The 17,774-nt window shown below is 35.7% G+C and carries 9 protein-coding genes; 6 read left to right on the forward strand and 3 right to left on the reverse strand.

The window, feature by feature from the left end:
• Positions 1 to 6 precede the first annotated feature (6 nt).
• Complete coding sequence (uvrA, locus tag B0I10_RS06850; protein ID WP_112085762.1) at positions 7 to 2,838, forward strand: excinuclease ABC subunit UvrA; 2,832 nt, start codon at positions 7 to 9, stop codon at positions 2,836 to 2,838.
• Positions 2,839 to 2,869: 31 nt separating this feature from the next.
• On the forward strand, positions 2,870 to 3,595 hold the full coding sequence (locus B0I10_RS06855; RefSeq protein WP_112085763.1) for an LOG family protein: 726 nt from the start codon (positions 2,870 to 2,872) through the stop codon (positions 3,593 to 3,595).
• A 76-nt stretch (positions 3,596 to 3,671) separates the two neighbouring features.
• On the opposite strand, the gene B0I10_RS06860 is transcribed toward B0I10_RS06855, so the two are convergent.
• Positions 3,672 to 5,636 (reverse strand): endonuclease, encoded by a 1,965-nt coding sequence (locus B0I10_RS06860; RefSeq protein ID WP_112085764.1) that lies wholly within the window; start codon positions 5,634 to 5,636, stop codon positions 3,672 to 3,674.
• A gap of 123 nt (positions 5,637 to 5,759) precedes the next feature.
• On the opposite strand from B0I10_RS06860, the gene B0I10_RS06865 reads away from it, so the two are divergent.
• The 4 genes from B0I10_RS06865 to B0I10_RS06885 all read left to right on the forward strand — a co-directional run bounded on the left by B0I10_RS06865 (position 5,760) and on the right by B0I10_RS06885 (position 13,801).
• The gene (locus B0I10_RS06865; protein ID WP_317047181.1) at positions 5,760 to 8,591 is read left to right on the forward strand and encodes an aminopeptidase; all 2,832 of its coding nucleotides are present in this window, start codon (positions 5,760 to 5,762) and stop codon (positions 8,589 to 8,591) included.
• Positions 8,592 to 8,777: 186 nt separating this feature from the next.
• Complete coding sequence (locus tag B0I10_RS06870) at positions 8,778 to 11,183, forward strand: alpha-ketoacid dehydrogenase subunit alpha/beta (protein ID WP_112085766.1); 2,406 nt, start codon at positions 8,778 to 8,780, stop codon at positions 11,181 to 11,183.
• Between the two features lie 643 nt (positions 11,184 to 11,826).
• Positions 11,827 to 12,294, forward strand: a complete 468-nt coding sequence (locus B0I10_RS06880; protein WP_112085768.1) for a DUF1905 domain-containing protein — start codon at positions 11,827 to 11,829, stop codon at positions 12,292 to 12,294.
• A 259-nt stretch (positions 12,295 to 12,553) separates the two neighbouring features.
• Complete coding sequence (locus B0I10_RS06885; RefSeq protein WP_112085769.1) at positions 12,554 to 13,801, forward strand: DEAD/DEAH box helicase; 1,248 nt, start codon at positions 12,554 to 12,556, stop codon at positions 13,799 to 13,801.
• Here B0I10_RS06885 and B0I10_RS06890 read toward each other — a convergent pair.
• Entirely contained in the window at positions 13,798 to 15,990 is a 2,193-nt protein-coding gene (locus B0I10_RS06890; protein WP_112085770.1) for a response regulator, read from the reverse strand. The genes B0I10_RS06885 and B0I10_RS06890 overlap by 4 nt on opposite strands.
• Before the next feature lie 72 nt (positions 15,991 to 16,062).
• Positions 16,063 to 17,757 carry an energy-dependent translational throttle protein EttA gene (ettA, locus tag B0I10_RS06895; protein WP_112085771.1) on the reverse strand — a complete coding sequence of 565 codons (1,695 nt, stop codon included), beginning with the start codon at positions 17,755 to 17,757 and terminating at the stop codon, positions 16,063 to 16,065.
• Between the last annotated feature and the right edge of the window lie 17 nt (positions 17,758 to 17,774).

The raw sequence follows: 17,774 nt of genomic DNA on the forward strand, positions 1-17,774 counted from the left end.
AAAATTATGCAACAACAAGACGAAACGATTGAAATTTTAGGAGCTCGGGTTCACAACCTCAAAAACATTGATGTATCCATTCCACGGGAAAAATTGGTGGTCATTACCGGACTTTCAGGTTCGGGAAAATCATCGTTGGCTTTTGATACAATTTATGCAGAAGGACAACGAAGATACATCGAAACATTTTCGGCGTATGCAAGACAATTCTTAGGTGGATTGGAACGTCCGGATGTGGATAAAATTGACGGACTTTCTCCTGTAATTGCTATCGAACAAAAAACGACCAGCAAAAGTCCACGTTCAACCGTTGGAACCATTACTGAAATTTATGATTTTCTACGTTTGTTATTTGCCAGAGCTGCCGATGCTTACAGTTACAACACCGGCGAAAAAATGGTTTCCTATTCTGATGAACAAATCAATCAATTAATTATCGAGAATTTCAACGGGAAAAGAATCAATATTTTGGCCCCGGTTATTCGTTCTCGCAAAGGTCATTATGCCGAATTGTTTCAACAAATTGCCAAACAAGGTTTTGTAAAAGTACGTGTTGATGGCGAAATTAAGGACATTACATCCGGAATGAAAGTGGATCGTTATAAAACCCACGACATCGAAATCGTCATCGACCGCATGCAAATTAATTCAGATGAAGAAACCGAAAAACGTCTTTCAGAAAGCATCAAAACAGCCATGCATCACGGTGATGATGTGATGATGGTGATTGAACACGACAGTAACGAAGTTCGTTTTTTTAGTCGAACCTTGATGTGTCCGACTTCGGGAATTTCGTATCCAAATCCGGAACCGAATAATTTTTCGTTCAATTCGCCAAAAGGTGCCTGCGATCATTGCAATGGATTGGGAACGGTGAACGAAATTAATTTGAAAAAAATTATTCCAAATTCAAAATTAACCATCAAACAAGGTGGTTTTGCTCCGCTTGGTGAATATAAATCGAATTGGATTTTCAAACAATTGGAAACGATTGGCGAAAAATATGGTTTTAAATTAACCGATTCGGTGGAAAGTATTTCTGCCGAAGCAATGGAAATGATTTTGAATGGCGGAAAAGATAAATTTTCGGTTGAATCAAAAACCTTAGGCATTACCAAAGAATACAAAATTGAGTTTGACGGGATTTCAAATTTCATCAAAAATCAATTCGACGAAAGCAGTTCCACTTCCATCAAACGTTGGGCAAAAGAATTTATGGACGAAATTGAATGTCCGGAATGTCACGGTTCTCGTTTGAAAAAGGAATCGCTTTATTTTAAGATTAACGAAAAAAACATCGCCGATTTATCGCAAATGGATATTTCGGAACTAGCCAATTGGTTTTTAAATTTAAATGAAAATTTATCCGAAAAGCAAAAAGCCATCGCTATTGAAGTTTCGAAAGAAATTAAGGCACGTTTGCAATTTTTGTTGGATGTTGGTTTGAATTATTTGTCGTTAAACCGAAGTTCCAAATCGCTTTCGGGTGGCGAAGCTCAACGCATTCGATTGGCCACGCAAATTGGTTCACAGTTGGTTGGTGTTTTATATATTTTGGATGAACCAAGCATCGGTTTGCATCAGCGAGATAATGAACGTTTGATTAATTCGTTAGAAAATCTTCGTGACATTGGCAATTCGGTTCTAGTGGTGGAACACGACAAAGATATGATTGAACGTGCTGATTGGGTCATCGACATTGGTCCGAAAGCCGGTCGTTTTGGCGGAAGAATCATCAGCGAAGGAACTCCAAAACAATTGTTGTTAGAAAATACGATGACGGCTCAGTACATGAGTGGAAAAATGAAAATAGAGATTCCCAAAAAACGTCGTGAAGGAAACGGAAAAGTCCTTAAATTATCAGGAGCAACCGGGAATAATTTAAAAAATGTGACGGCAGAATTTCCATTGGGAAAACTAATTTGCGTTACCGGAGTTTCAGGAAGTGGAAAATCGACTTTAATTAACGAAACACTTTATCCTATTCTAAACGAACACTTTTTTAATGCGGTAAAAAAACCACAACCGTTCAAAAAAATTGAAGGTTTGGAACATATTGATAAAGTCATCGACATCGACCAAAGTCCGATTGGCAGAACGCCACGGAGCAATCCGGCCACGTATACAGATGTTTTTTCGGAAATCAGAAGTCTGTTTACGCAAACTCCCGAAGCCATGATTCGCGGTTATAAAGCCGGACGATTCAGTTTTAATGTCAATGGCGGAAGATGCGAAACCTGTGAAGGTTCCGGTGTTCGAACCATCGAAATGAGTTTTCTACCGGATGTTTATGTGGAATGTGAAACGTGTATGGGAAAACGTTTTAACCGGGAAACATTAGAAATTCGTTTCAAAGGAAAATCGATTTCGGATGTATTGAATATGACGGTGGATGAAGCCGTTGAATTTTTTGAAAACATTCCCAAAATATATCGAAAAGTAAAAACAATTCAAGATGTTGGTTTGGGTTATATTACGTTAGGTCAACAAAGTACAACGCTTTCGGGTGGAGAAGCTCAACGGATTAAATTGGCTACCGAATTATCTAAAAAAGATACGGGAAATACTTTTTATATCTTAGACGAACCCACCACTGGCTTGCATTTTGAAGATATACGTGTGTTGATGGAAGTCATCACAAAATTAGTAGATAAAGGTAATACCGTATTAGTTATCGAACACAATATGGATGTCATTAAATTAGCCGATTACATCATCGATATTGGTTTAGAAGGCGGAAAAGGCGGTGGTGAAATTATTTGCAAAGGAACTCCGGAAGAAATTGTGAAAAACAAAAAAAGCTTCACTGCTCAGTTTCTAAAAAAAGAGTTACTTTAGCACGTTTGTTTAATTAAAAAAAGAAAAGAAAATGTCAGTAGATCAATACGAAAATGAAGATCACAGAATCCAGGCAAAATTCAAACAAAAAAACTGGAACGAGATAAGAACGAATGATTCATGGGCGATTTTTAAAATCATGTCCGAGTTTGTAAATGGTTATGAAAGTATGGCCAGAATTGGTCCGTGTGTTTCCATTTTTGGTTCAGCCAGAACAAAACCGGGCGAAAAATATTATGAATTGGCCGAAAGTGTGGCTTACAAAATCAGTAAAGCCGGATACGGAGTCATCACCGGTGGCGGACCCGGAATTATGGAAGCCGGAAACAAAGGAGCTCATCGCGGCGAAGGAACTTCTGTCGGTTTGAATATCGAATTGCCTTTTGAGCAACATTTTAATCCCTATATTGATAAAGATAAAAATTTGAATTTTGATTATTTCTTTGTTCGAAAAGTTATGTTTGTGAAATATTCACAAGGATTTGTTGTAATGCCGGGCGGATTTGGAACATTGGATGAATTGTTTGAAGCGGTTACTTTAATTCAAACGAAGAAAATTGGTAAGTTTCCAATTATTTTGGTAGGAACCGAATTTTGGTCCGGTTTATTAGATTGGATTAAAAATGTGATGATCGACAAACAGAAAAATGCAAATCCGGAGGATATGAATCTAATCAAAGTAGTGGATACCGAAGATGAAGTAGTTGAAGTGCTGGATGCTTTCTATAAAAAATACAATTTAAGTCCGAATTTCTAATCCTAAAAAAACCGCAAACTTCAATTGAAATTTGCGGTTTTTATTTTATAAACGACTCTATAATTTAGGTTCGTTTTTATTTTATGATGATTTTCTTGGTCAATTTTTGGTTATCCGATTCAATATTCATCAAATACATTCCTGACGCTAAATTCAAATTTAATTGAGTAAATCCGTATATTTTAGTTTGATAAACCTGAACTCCTTCCAATGAAAAAATTGTCACATTCGCTTCATTATCAATTCCGCTAATATTGATTTCATCTTTAGCAGGAATTGGATACACTTTTACATCACTAAAATTATTTTCATTTATGCTGAGAGGTGCAAACCATTGATCTCCAAAATTGGAACCAAAAATATAATTAGCCAATTCCGGATAATCGATAAATGGATTTCGGTTCATTTGCCATGTATAAATATAATTATTTCTGTTCATTTCAAAATCATCCGAAGGATCAGTGGTATTCCATGACAATAAGGAAGCTAAATCGCCCATTTGCCCCATTGTGTTATCAGGAGGATTTCCATTTACTAAATTTAATCCATTGTAGCGAACAGCCATATAAAATAGGGAACGAGCCACATCTCCTTTCCAAGTGCCGGTGTTTCCTGATGGCCCGTTGTAATCAGTCAATCCATAATCGCGATTTCCTCTGGAACTGTTTTCCTGACCATCTTCTGCACGAATATGATGTGCATCGGAATGCCCTGTTAAAATATCATTGGCATTCGTAGGCAACCAAATATCAATTCCATCCGGAAAAGAGGAAGTTCCTCCCGAAAAACCGCCTCTAGATTGCGGCCAAATGTGTTCTCTATTCCAAAAGCCAACAATACTGGCTCCGGTTTGGTAATCAATTTTTGTTTGCGGACGTTCTACATACATTAACCATACTTGGTTATTATTAGCCGGGTTTTGATCAGCATTGTTTAAAATTTCAACCACATCACCGTATGAATGAGCACGAACACTATTCGGATCTGCGATAATGTCCTGAACCGCTTGTTTTAACGAGGCTCCTGAAAGTCCCTCTAAAGAAGCATAATAACCCGCTGGTGCGGTACTAGTTACATTTCCAAAGGTTGGCGTGTTTGGTGTTCCCCAACTTGCTACTTGGAAATTTACATCCAACACGCGAACTTTTACACTATTATTCAACGTAATATAGCCTTCCGGTAATGAACCAACAACAATCGACATTTCTTCGTCACCATCATTGATTCCGTCATTAAGGATTTGAATTTGTGTTGATGCAGAAGAAGTGCCTACGGGAATAGTAATTGAGAGATTTCCGGTATAATCATCAGTTGTAAAAGACCCGTTATTTAAGTCTAAAGTAAAATTTAATGTCTCTGCAACCGGTGAGTCAGTTTCAAATGAAATTGTTAAGCTTTGCCCTTCATTTAGTAACGTAGTTGAAGTAATAACTTCTATTCCATTATAAACAATTCCGCTACCGTCATTATTTGCTCTCGGCGTTGGTGTTTTTACTTCATACGTGCCATCGTTTTTTCGTTGAATGGACTGCGTAGCAGCCAAACCATTTACATTTTCGTTGGTTTGAACAAAAACATTAAAAACGGTTTGCAAGGCAGTCGCTTGAGTGGCACCATTTCCATAAATAATAACGTCTACCAAGTTTGTTGTTGTGGCAGGAGTATCAAGGGGAAAGGTATCAATTACATCTTGATAAATTGCGATGGCATCCGGTCCATTCTGAATCGTATTTTGGGGAAAAAGTCGCGAAGGTGAAGGATTCACTTGTGAATTTCCTAAAAGTACAATCCCATTACCATCCGTTACCAAACCAGCGAGATTAATGGTATAATAACTCAAAGTTCCTGTTCCGCTACTTCCGCCGTTAAAAAGAACAAGAATATAACCATCGAGGGAAAAATAGGGTGTTTCGGATTTTAATTCTATAATTTCAAGAACGTCTAAACCTGGGGTGTCTGCGTCTACCTCATTGATTACCACTTGTGCATAGAAACAAAAGGGCAAAAATAAGCCGACCCAAAGAAGTACTCTTTTTGTCATTGGATTTTAGTTTTGACAAATCTAAAGAATTTAAGGCAAAGGCGGTGAATTTTTAACAATTTAAACATTTTAATAACATTTTCATGCAAATAATTTAATACCTTTCAACCTAAAAAATTGCAGTTGAATTTATTTATAAAAACTATAGTGTGTTTGGCTATTATGTTGGCCGGCAAGTGTTTGTTTGCTCAAAACACCAATTTACTTTATGTTGAATTGTTGGTAGATCAAAATTCGTTGACCATTCAGCAGGAAATTGTTTTTGTAAATACCGGAACCGATAGTTTGAGTAAAATTATTTTAAACGATTGGAACAATGCCTTTTCCGGGAAAAATACACCGTTGGCAAAACGTTTTTCAGATGAATTTGTACGAAGTTTTCACTTGGCAAAACCTTACGAGCGAGGTTCTACCACAGAAATTACAATAATTGACGAAAATAAATCCTTTTTGGAGTGGTGCAGACCCGATAAGCATCCTGATTTGATTGAACTGACACTACATGAAAAGTTAGGGCCAAATCAGAAAATTAAATTCAACCTGACCTATCGCGTTAAAATTCCGAGTGATAAATTTACTAAATACGGCTATACAAGTGATGGAGGTTTTAATCTTAAAAATTGGTTTTTAACACCCGCACGATTAGAAGGCAATGTTTTTTGCAGAAATAGTCACTTTAATGTGGATGATAGTACCAATGCTCCATCGGATTATTACATAACGTTTAAATTACCTCAGCATTTAAAACTTTTTACCGACCTAACCATTCTAACGTCAGAAAAAAAAGGAAAGCATACTATTTATACTTTAGAAGGAAAAGACCGAACTGATTTCAGTATATACGCCGAAAAAAACATCACCTTTAATCGCTACAAAAATGAAATTGCCGATGTATACTGTAACTTAAAAGACAACCGGTTAGATGATATTCAAAAAGCGGTTATCATTGACAAAATTGTTAAATTTACAAATGAAAATATTGGCTCAACTAATCATTCAACCACTATTGTTTCACAGGTTGATTATGAGCGTAATCCGTTCTATGGGTTAAATCAACTTCCGGGATTTATCAGTCCGTTTCCCGACCAATTTATGTATGAAATAATGTTTTTAAAAACATACGTCAATAATTATTTAAAAAACAATTTGAAACTTAATGCACGGGATGATAACTGGATTTACGACGCCATTCAGGTGTATATAATGATGAAGTACATTGATGAATATTATCCCGACATGAAAATGATGGGAAATATTTCAAAACTAAAAATACTGAAAGGTTTTAACTTATTTAGTCTTGATTTCAATGAACAATACAGTTATTATTATCTGTTGATGGCTCGGAAAAATTTAGACCAACCCATCGGCAATTCCAAAAACACACTCTTAAAATTCAACGAACAAATTGCCGGAAAATACCGCGCCGGGTTAAGTTTAAAATACTTAGATGATTATTGCGGCAACAACCTAGCTACAAAAAGTATTCAATCGTTTGTTGCCATGAACCAAAAACAACAAACAGCAGAAAAAGATTTTGAAACTATACTTCGTCAAAATTGTCCAAACAACATTGATTGGTTTTTTGATATCATTATCAATTCCAGAGAAATAATTGATTATAAATTCACCGAAGTTTCCAAAACAAATGACAGCATTACGTTCACCGTTCTAAATAAAACCGGTGTCAAGGTTCCAATTCCAATTTATGGATTAAAAAAGGGAGAAATTGTTTTTAAAGAATGGTTGGAAAACATCGATTGCGACAGCACTATTACGATGGAACGAAAGGAAGCCGACCGTATTGTTTTGAATTACAAAAACGAAGTACCGGAGTACAATCTGAGAAACAACTGGAAGTCATTGAAAGAATATTCGTTTAATGACCGACCGATAAAATTTAATTTTTTGAAGGATTTAGAAGACCCTTACCATAACCAAATTTTATATGTTCCCACGTTAGAATACAATTTATATAATGGTTTGATGCCTGGTTTTCGATTTCACAATAAAACTTTTTTAGACAAACCTATTCTTTTTGATGTGAATCCTGCCTACTCGACCTTAACCCAAAAAATGATTGGGAATTTTCGTGTCGTCGGAAATCAATTCCGAAGAGACAGCAATATATACCTCATTCGATACCAATTTTCCGGACAATTTTTTGATTATGCTCAAGATGCGAGTTACATCCGGTTTAACCCAATGATTCAATTCTTTAAACGTCCTGACAACTTAAGGGACAATCGGAAAGAATCACTTGTAGTCCGCCAAATAATTATTGACAGAGAAGAATCACCCTTTGTATCTTTGGAAGGCAGAAACGAGAATTATTCCATTTTCAATATGCGGTATGCGAATATTAGAACAGAAGTAAAAAACCATTTTGGATTTAGATCTGATTTACAAATAGCTAATTCTTTTGGAAAAGCAGCAGTAGAATTAGAATATCGAAAACTATATGAAAGCAACAGGCAAATTAACTTGCGTTTTTATGCCGGTTCTTTTTTATACCGCAAAACAAACTCCGATTTCTTCAGTTTTGCACTAGACCGTCCTACTGATTATTTGTTTGATTATGGTTTGTACGGCCGATCTGAAACTTCAGGATTATTTAGTCAACAATATATTGTAGCCGAAGGTGCTTTTAAATCGCAACTCGATACACCTTATGCAAATCAATGGATTACAACCGTTAACGCAAGCGTTAATATTTGGAATTGGGTAGAAGTGTACGGTGATATCGGAGCGTTAAAAAATGAAAAACAAGCGGCTAAATTTGTTTACGATAGTGGCATTCGACTCAATTTAGTAACCGACTTTTTTGAACTTTATTTCCCTGTTTACTCCTCTAACGGTTGGGAAGTCGGAAACGGTAATTATGGCGAACGCATCCGATTTATGGCTACTTTAAGCCCAAATGTATTGGTTAGTTTATTTACCCGAAAATGGCTTTAATTGATTGATAAATCTTTGATTATTTACATTTTATTCAGTAATATAATTGTTTCGTAACGAAAAAAACAAATATTAGTCTTTAATCATCTAATTTTTTAGCAATACTATAAATTTATTTTTAACTAGATTGCATTGTTTTTCCAACTTTTTACTTAAATTTGTTCATTAGAAGAATTTTATTGACTTATGACAGCACCCGATACAAAACAAGCCATGACGTTTGAAGATTTTCGAACCGAAGTGTTAAACGACTATAAAATTGCCATTACCAGTAGAGAATGTTCCCTTTTAGGGCGACGCGAAGTGCTGACCGGCAAAGCGAAATTTGGTATTTTTGGGGATGGAAAAGAAGTGCCGCAGTTGGCCATGGCTAAAGCGTTTAAAAATGGTGATTTCCGTTCCGGTTATTACCGGGATCAAACGTTTATGATGGCAATTGGTCAGTTAAACATTCAACAGTTTTTTGCAGGATTATACGGTCATACCGATTTGGAACATGACCCAATGAGCGGTGGTCGACAAATGGGTGGACACTTTGCCACACATTCGCTAGACGAAAACGGAAACTGGAACGATTTAACCAAACAAAAAAATTCCAGTGCCGACATCTCTCCTACTGCCGGGCAAATGCCGCGTTTGTTAGGTTTGGCTCAGGCTTCAAAAATTTATAGAAATGTATCGGTCTTACCAAAAAAGAATAAATTCTCCGAAAACGGCAACGAAATTGCTTGGGGAACCATTGGAAACGCCAGTACTTCCGAAGGTTTGTTTTTTGAAACCATTAACGCTGCGGGAGTTTTACAAGTACCGATGGTGATGAGCGTATGGGACGATGAATACGGAATTTCCGTTCATGCCCGCTACCAAACAACCAAAGAAAACATCTCCGAAATCCTGAAAGGTTTTCAGCGTGATGAAGACAATAAAGGTTACGAAATCATGAACGTTTTAGGATGGGATTATGCTGCTTTGGTGGGAACCTATCAACGAGCAGCTCAAATTGCCCGGGAGGAACACGTTCCGGTTTTAATTCACGTGAACGAACTCACGCAACCACAAGGTCATTCTACGTCCGGAAGTCATGAACGCTATAAAAACGCAGAACGCTTAGCTTTGGAAGCCGAATTTGATTGTTTGGCTCAAATGCGATTGTGGATGATTGCCAACAACATCGCCACCGCCGAAGAAATTGATGCAATTGATAATGTAACCAAAAAAGAAGTTTTAGAAGGCAAAAAAGCCGCTTGGACAGCTTTTGTAGAGCCGTTTAAAAAAGAACAAAACGAATTGGTTGCTTTGTTAGAAAGCATCGCTGCAAGCAGTGTGAACCGTGTTTTTATTCAGAAATATGCCAACGATTTAAAAGAGATCAAAGAACCGATTCGCAAAGATATTATAACCGTTGCCCGAAAAGTACTCCGCATGATTGTGGGCGAAAAAAGTCAGCCGCAATTGGCGTTTTGGATTAAAAACTACATCAATACCATCCAACCGAAATTCAGCTCGCATTTGTTTTCTGAATCAGTTCATCAAGTAAACTCCATTAAAGAAGTATTGCCAACCTATGATGCGACTGCCGAAGAAGTAGATGCCCGTTTGGTACTTCGCGATAACTTTGATGCTATTTTTAGCAAGTATCCGGAAGTGCTTATATTTGGGGAAGACTCCGGCAACATTGGCGACGTGAACCAAGGTTTAGAAGGCATGCAGGAAAAATTTGGCGAAATGCGTGTGGCCGATGCCGGTATCCGTGAAGCCACCATTTTAGGACAGGGTATCGGAATGGCAATGCGTGGCCTCCGCCCTATTGCTGAAATTCAATATTTAGATTATCTGTTGTATGCCATTCAAATCATGAGCGATGATTTGGCAACTTTACAATACCGGACCAAAGGCCGTCAAAAAGCACCGTTAATTATTCGTACGCGTGGACACCGTTTAGAAGGTGTCTGGCATTCGGGTTCCCCAATGGGAATGATAATTAATGCAGTGCGTGGTATTCACGTATTGGTGCCGAGAAATATGACCAAAGCAGCGGGATTTTACAATACCTTATTAGAAACCGACGAACCGGCTTTACTTATTGAATGTTTGAACGGTTACCGTTTAAAAGAAAAAATGCCAACCAATTTAGGAGCGTTTAAAACACCGATTGGCGTGGTGGAAACTATCAAAAAAGGTACCGATATTACCATTGTTTCGTATGGTTCTACCTTGCGTTTGGTAGAACAAGCTTCGAAAGAATTAGCGGAAGTTGGAATTGATTGTGAAGTTATTGATATTCAATCACTTTTACCCTTTGACATTAACCATGACATTAAGAAAAGCTTAGCCCAAACCAATCGCCTTTTGGTTGTAGACGAAGACGTTCCGGGAGGAGCTTCTGCCTTTATTTTGCAACAAGTATTGGATGTCCAAAACGGCTACGATTATTTAGACAGCAAACCACAAACCTTACCGGCTCAACCGCACCGACCGGCGTATGGTACGGATGGAGATTATTTTAGCAAACCTTCGGTAGAGGATATTTATGAGAAAGTCTATGCGATGATGCATGAAGTGAATCCGAGAGAATTTCCGGGGTTGTATTGATCGCTTACTGCGTTCACAATTCTATTTTAGCCAAAAAATCGACAAACACATAGTACTAAAATCGTGAGACATGAAAGCTAGTAGGACCGAAAATCAACCTAACTTATCATTTAGAGTAATTTTACTTGGTTATGTTATAACAATGATTTTTTGGATACTTGTTCAGAATCTCGATGTTTATAGATTTGCGATTGTTGGAGCACTATATGAAATTCTTTGGTTGCCTATGCTTGCTACAATAATTCTACTACCTTCTGCTGCATTTTATTTTTGGTATAAAGATAAGTTTAACATTAACTCCATATTTTTCTATCTTCTGCTAGTTTTTGTTTTCACTACTGGTGTCTCATATTTCTTAATTTCAGAATAAACAGTATGCAATTGACAGCGTTTCGTTAGTATTGCGAAACAATAAATGAATTAAAATCATCGAAGCTAACCAAAAAATTATAATATTTTCTGCACCTTCTGTGTTTTTCGTTCTTGAGGTAGTAGCTTTGGGATTACATTATAAAATACCACACTTTTTAACGAAAGAATGTTAATTTGCGTTTGGACCAAAAGTATTTTTATAGATAAAAGTCAGCGTTTTGTGTGGCTAAAAACGAGTCCGCATAAAAACTAAAAAACAGCCTTCGAGAAAATGGAATTCTTAGTAAAAGACGAAAAACTTGAGTTGAAATATGAAGCGGGAAAAGGTGCTTGGACCTATCATATTCAAATTCCAAATACAAGACATATAGTAGGAAAATGGGGTTCTTTGAAAGTAGCAGGCACTATTGATCATTACAAAATTGATAGCATCAATCTTTTTACGATTACGGGACAAGACAAACTGATTTCAATAAATGAAAAAATCAGAAGAGCTATAAAAAAAAGTGGTGGCGACATGGTAACGGTTACACTTTATTTGTTGACTACAAAAAAACAGCTTACAGAAAGTGAACTTTTAGCAACTTTTAAAGATGCAAGTGTGTTGCCTGCCTTCAAAAAATTATCAAAAGATGAAAGAAATGAGATCATCGGAAAAATTACTACGTTGAAATCCGAAGACAAACAAATAAAGATGATGTTGAAATGCATTGACCAACTCAGCCACAACAGTGATTAAGCAAACATCCTTGATTTTTACTCGAATCTCCAACAGAATATCTCAAAGCGAGCGTGAAGTGCTTTTTTAACATTAAAGTGCAAGATTGAACATTTTTTTCGCTTAATTGTAAAACAGTTTGCAATTATTTGAAAAAAAATATACTAATTATAAAAGAGAGACACCTTATTTGCAAAAATAATTATTCTCTAAACTCCTTCAACGGTATATAACCCATGCTCTCAAAAATTACCTTATATTTGCATGCAAATTTATTTATATGACTTTTCAAGATCTTAATCTTCTTCAAAATATACAACACGCCTTATCTGACGAAGGCTACACAACGCCAACACCTATTCAGCAACAAGCCATTCCAATCATTTTAGAAGGAACAGATTTAGTTGGTTGTGCTCAAACCGGCACCGGAAAAACGGCAGCTTTTGCTATTCCGATACTAAATTTATTGCACAGAATGGTCGGTTCGGCTCAAAAACGCAAAAATATTCGTGCGTTAGTGGTTACACCAACACGAGAATTAGCAATACAAATTGGTGAAAGTTTTGATACGTATGGTCGTTATACTAACATTCGTCAGCTCACTATTTTTGGTGGTGTAAGCCAAGTATCGCAAGTCGATCAATTGAAAAAAGGAGTTGATGTTTTAATTGCGACACCCGGTCGTTTATTAGATTTACACAAGCAAGGCTATATCGATCTAGATCATTTGCACAATTTGGTTTTAGATGAAGCCGATCAAATGTTGGATATGGGTTTTATTAATGATGTAAAAAAAATCATCAAATTAACGCCGGATAACCGACAAACGTTGTTGTTTTCTGCCACTATGCCAATCGCAATCAGAGAATTGGCTGACAGTTTTTTAACTAAACCAAAATATGTTTCGGTTAGTCCAATTTCATCTACGGCAGAAACAGTGGAGCAACACATCTATTTTGTTGGTAAAGAAGATAAACGTAAATTGTTATATCATTTGATTCGAAATGAAGGTTTGAAACAATTATTGGTTTTTACCCGGACCAAACACGGAGCTGATAATGTGGTGAAAGCCTTGAAGAAAAACGGTGTAAATGCGGAAGCCATTCATGGAGACAAATCGCAGTCGGCACGTCAACGCGTTTTGGAGGCATTCAAAAAGAATGAAATTTCTGTTTTAGTCGCTACAGATATTGCCGCTCGCGGAATTGATATTGAAAGTTTACCGTATGTTTTAAACTTCGATTTACCAAATATTCCGGAAACCTACGTACACCGAATTGGAAGAACCGGTCGTGCAGGAAATGGTGGAATTTCCATCTCTTTTTGTGGTAAAGATGAAGAAGTATATTGGAAAGATATTCAAAAGTTGGTGAAAGTGAATGTGAAAACTATTAAAGATCATCCTTTTCCTTGGAGTGAAGTTAAAGAGGTAATAGAGCCAGAAAAAAAAGACTACCGCAACACTAAGAAAGCAACGCCTTCTCGCAAATCAGACGCTTCTAAAAAGAACAAAAAACGTTGGTATTAATCCATTTTTCTTTTCACTAACGTTTCAATACTGTAGATTAATTTTGATGGTTCGAATGGTTTAATTAAAACATCATTCATTCCGGCAGAAATAGCTTCTTCTGAAATTTCATCTTTGGCAAAAGCGGTTAAGGCGATGATTGGAATGGTAATTCCTTTTTTTCTGATTAGTCGTGTTGTATCAAATCCATTAATGAGTGGCATATTAATATCCATTAAAATTACATCAAACTGTTCTTTTGATAACGCTTCCATGGCGGCATAACCATCATCAACAATCACCGTTTTAAAGTTGTTTCTCTCCATAATTTTGCGAGTAACCATTTGGTTTATTTTATTGTCTTCCACAACTAAAACTTTATAAACCATATCGCTAGACAAATCAACTTTGATGTCGTTGATGATTTCATTTACTTTTGACATATCGGCATCAAAAGCTATAGTGAATGTAAATTTAGTTCCTCTTCCCTCTTCGCTTTCCACAAAAATTTCACTTTTAAAAAGATTAACTAATTTTTTTACTATCGAAAGTCCTAAACCAGCTCCTTGATAATCATCTTCCTTCCGATCTATTTGAACAAATTTGTCAAATATTTTTGAAAGATCTTTCTCTGCAATTCCTACCCCAGTATCTTCAATTTCAAACTTTACAAAACATATTGTGTTATCTCTTTTTTCTAAATTGGCTTTGATTATCACTTCTCCATTTTGCGTAAATTTAAGAGCGTTTGAAACTAAATTCATTAGAATTTGAGATAATCGCAATTTGTCGCCAACTAAATAATCCGGAATGGATTCATCAATTATAGTAACCACTTTATTTTTATTTCGATTGGCTATAAAAGAAAGTGAATTGGAAACCATATTAATTTCGTCGTAAATATTCATCGTCAAATTTTCTAAAACCACTTTATTTTCCTCAATTTTATTAATTTGAAGCAAATCATTTACTAATGATAAAAGATAGCGTGCAGAAAATTTTAATGAATTCAAATGCGGACTATCAGCCAGTTCTTTATGTTCATCAGATAACATATTCGTTATCCCAACAACTCCGTAAAGTGGCGTTCGTAATTCGTGGCTGATGGTCGAAATAAATTGTGTTTTAAGTTTGGAGGCTTCTTCCGCTTTTTCCTTGGCTATTTTTAATTCTTCATTTTTATCTTCCAAAAAATCATTTATTTTTTTTCTAAAAATATTATTTCGATATAAAATGTAAAGTAGGAACAGCATTAGCATCAAAAACACAAGAATTAATGAAACAATAATTTTTGTTTTTTTTAAATTTTCCGATTGAAGATTTTTTTCTTTATTTATCGCAGATAATTCTCTTTTGGATTCGTCTAAGGCAATATCCATTCCGATGATTTTAACATTCTTGATTTTTTCTAAATCAAATATTTCATTTTTTAAAAATTGGTGTTTTTCTAAAAATGTATAAGCTTCTTGATGTTTTCCTATTGCAAATAAAAACTTAGAATAATCATGATATGAATCAGATAAATAAATTTTTGAATTATTTTTTTCGCCAATGTTAATTGCTTCTTTAAAATTTAATTCGGCCTTTTCATATTGTTTTAAATGCTGAAATTTTTTTCCTAGTAGAATATGAAAATAAGATTTAACATAAATTATTCTGATGTAGCTTTGATGTTTTTCAACATAATCCAAATGAATAATTCCTTGGTTATATTGATTATTTTCAAAATACAATGACGTTAGGTTTAGCTTTGATAAAACAATTGAATAGATATTGTTGATCTTTTCAGAAATTTCGACGGACTTAGTATAAAATTGAATTCCTTTTTCGAAATCTTTTTTTCTGTAGAAATAGATATTTCCTATATTATTGTATACAGCAGCTTTTAGAGTGTCGTTGAAGGCTTTTTCAAAATGATAAACCGATTTATCATAATATTCAAGTGCTTTATCAATTTCAACAATTTCTTCATAATTTCCGGCAATGGTGTTATACGACCGAGCTATTAAATCATTGTCATTTAATTGCAAAGCAAAATTGAGAGCTTTTCTGGAAAAAGTTAACGAGTTTTTATAATCTGATTTATACAGACAGCTATCCGAAGAATTTAATAGTTGCAGGACTTCTTTTTTTGTGATCCTATCTTCTTGAGAAAAAAGGGCATACGAAGTTAATACAAAAATAAAAAGTAGTAGGTTTTTGGGGGGCATCCTAAAATATATTTTATCGAATATAAACTTTTTTTACAAAAAAAATCCTGATTTCTCAGGATTTCTATTTAATTAATTTCTAACTAATTTTTTGTATTTGATACGTTTTGGTGTTAAGTCTCCGCCCAGTCGTTTGCGTTTGTTTTCCTCGTATTCAGAGAAACTTCCTTCAAAGAAATAAACTTGCGAATCGCCTTCAAATGCTAAGATGTGCGTACAAACTCTATCTAAAAACCATCTATCATGCGAAATAATTACGGCACAACCGGCAAAGTTTTCCAAACCTTCTTCCAAAGCTCGCAAGGTGTTGATGTCTAAATCGTTGGTTGGCTCATCCAGAAGTAAAACGTTTCCTTCTTCTTTTAAAGTGATGGCTAAATGCAAACGGTTTCGTTCACCTCCGGAAAGTGTGGCTACTTTTTTGTTTTGATCGCTTCCGCCAAAGTTAAATCTACTCAAATAAGCTCTGGAATTCACTTGTCTTCCGCCCATCATAATTAATTCTTGACCATCACAAAAGTTTTCCCAAATCGATTTCTCTGGGTCAATATTAGAATGTGATTGATCTACGTAGGCAATTTTTACCGTATCTCCGGTAGTAAAATCGCCTTTGTCCGGATTTTCTTCACCCATAATCATTTTGAAAATAGTAGTTTTTCCGGCACCATTCATACCAATAATTCCTACAATTCCAGCTTGTGGCAGGGTGAAATTCAAATCTTCATACAATAATTTATCGCCAAACGCTTTAGAAACACCATTCGCGTTAATCACATTTGTTCCTAAACGCGGACCATTTGGAATATAAAGTTCCAATTTTTCATCCAATTCTTTTTGATCTTCATTCAACAATTTATCATAATTCTGCAAACGTGCTTTTTGTTTCGTCTGACGGCCTTTTGCTCCTTGACGTACCCAATCTAACTCACGTTCTAATGTTTTTCTGCGTTTGGAAGCTACTTTTTCTTCCAATTCCATTCGTTTCGATTTTTGGTCCAACCAAGAAGAATAATTTCCTTTCCACGGAATGCCTTCTCCTCTATCCAATTCTAAAATCCAACCCGCTACATTATCTAAGAAATAACGGTCGTGCGTTACAGCGATCACAGTTCCGGGATATTGTTGTAAATGTTGTTCTAACCATAAAACTGATTCTGCATCCAAGTGGTTGGTTGGCTCATCCAACAGCAACACATCTGGCTGTTGCAGTAACAATCGGCATAAGGCTACACGTCTTTTTTCACCACCGGACAATACTTTAATTGGTGTTTCAGGATCGGGTGTACGAAGCGCATCCATAGCCACTTCTAATTTGTTGTCAATTTCCCAAGCTCCTGCAACATCAATTTTATCTTGCAATTCAGCTTGACGATCCATGAGTTTTTGCATTTTATCAGCATCTTCATACACCTCAGGTAAACCAAACATATCGTTGATTTTATTGAACTCTTCTAATAAAGCAAAGATTTCAGCAGCTCCTTCACGAACGATTTCAATCACCGTTTTTGATTCATCTAGTTGCGGTTCTTGCTCCAAATAACCTACTTTATAGCCCGGTGCAAAAACCAAATCACCTTGAAAATTTTTATCAATTCCGGCAATAATCTTTAATAAAGATGATTTTCCGGAACCATTGAGACCTAAAATACCAATTTTTGCTCCGTAGAAAAAGCTCAGGTAAATATCTTTTAAAACTTGTTTGTTCGTGCTGGAGTAAGTTTTACTTACTTTAGACATCGAAAAAATTACTTTTTTATCGTCTGACATTTTTGTGTTTGTTTATA

The sequence above is a fragment of the Flavobacterium lacus genome (genome assembly GCF_003268815.1).
GTDB lineage: Bacteria > Bacteroidota > Bacteroidia > Flavobacteriales > Flavobacteriaceae > Flavobacterium > Flavobacterium lacus.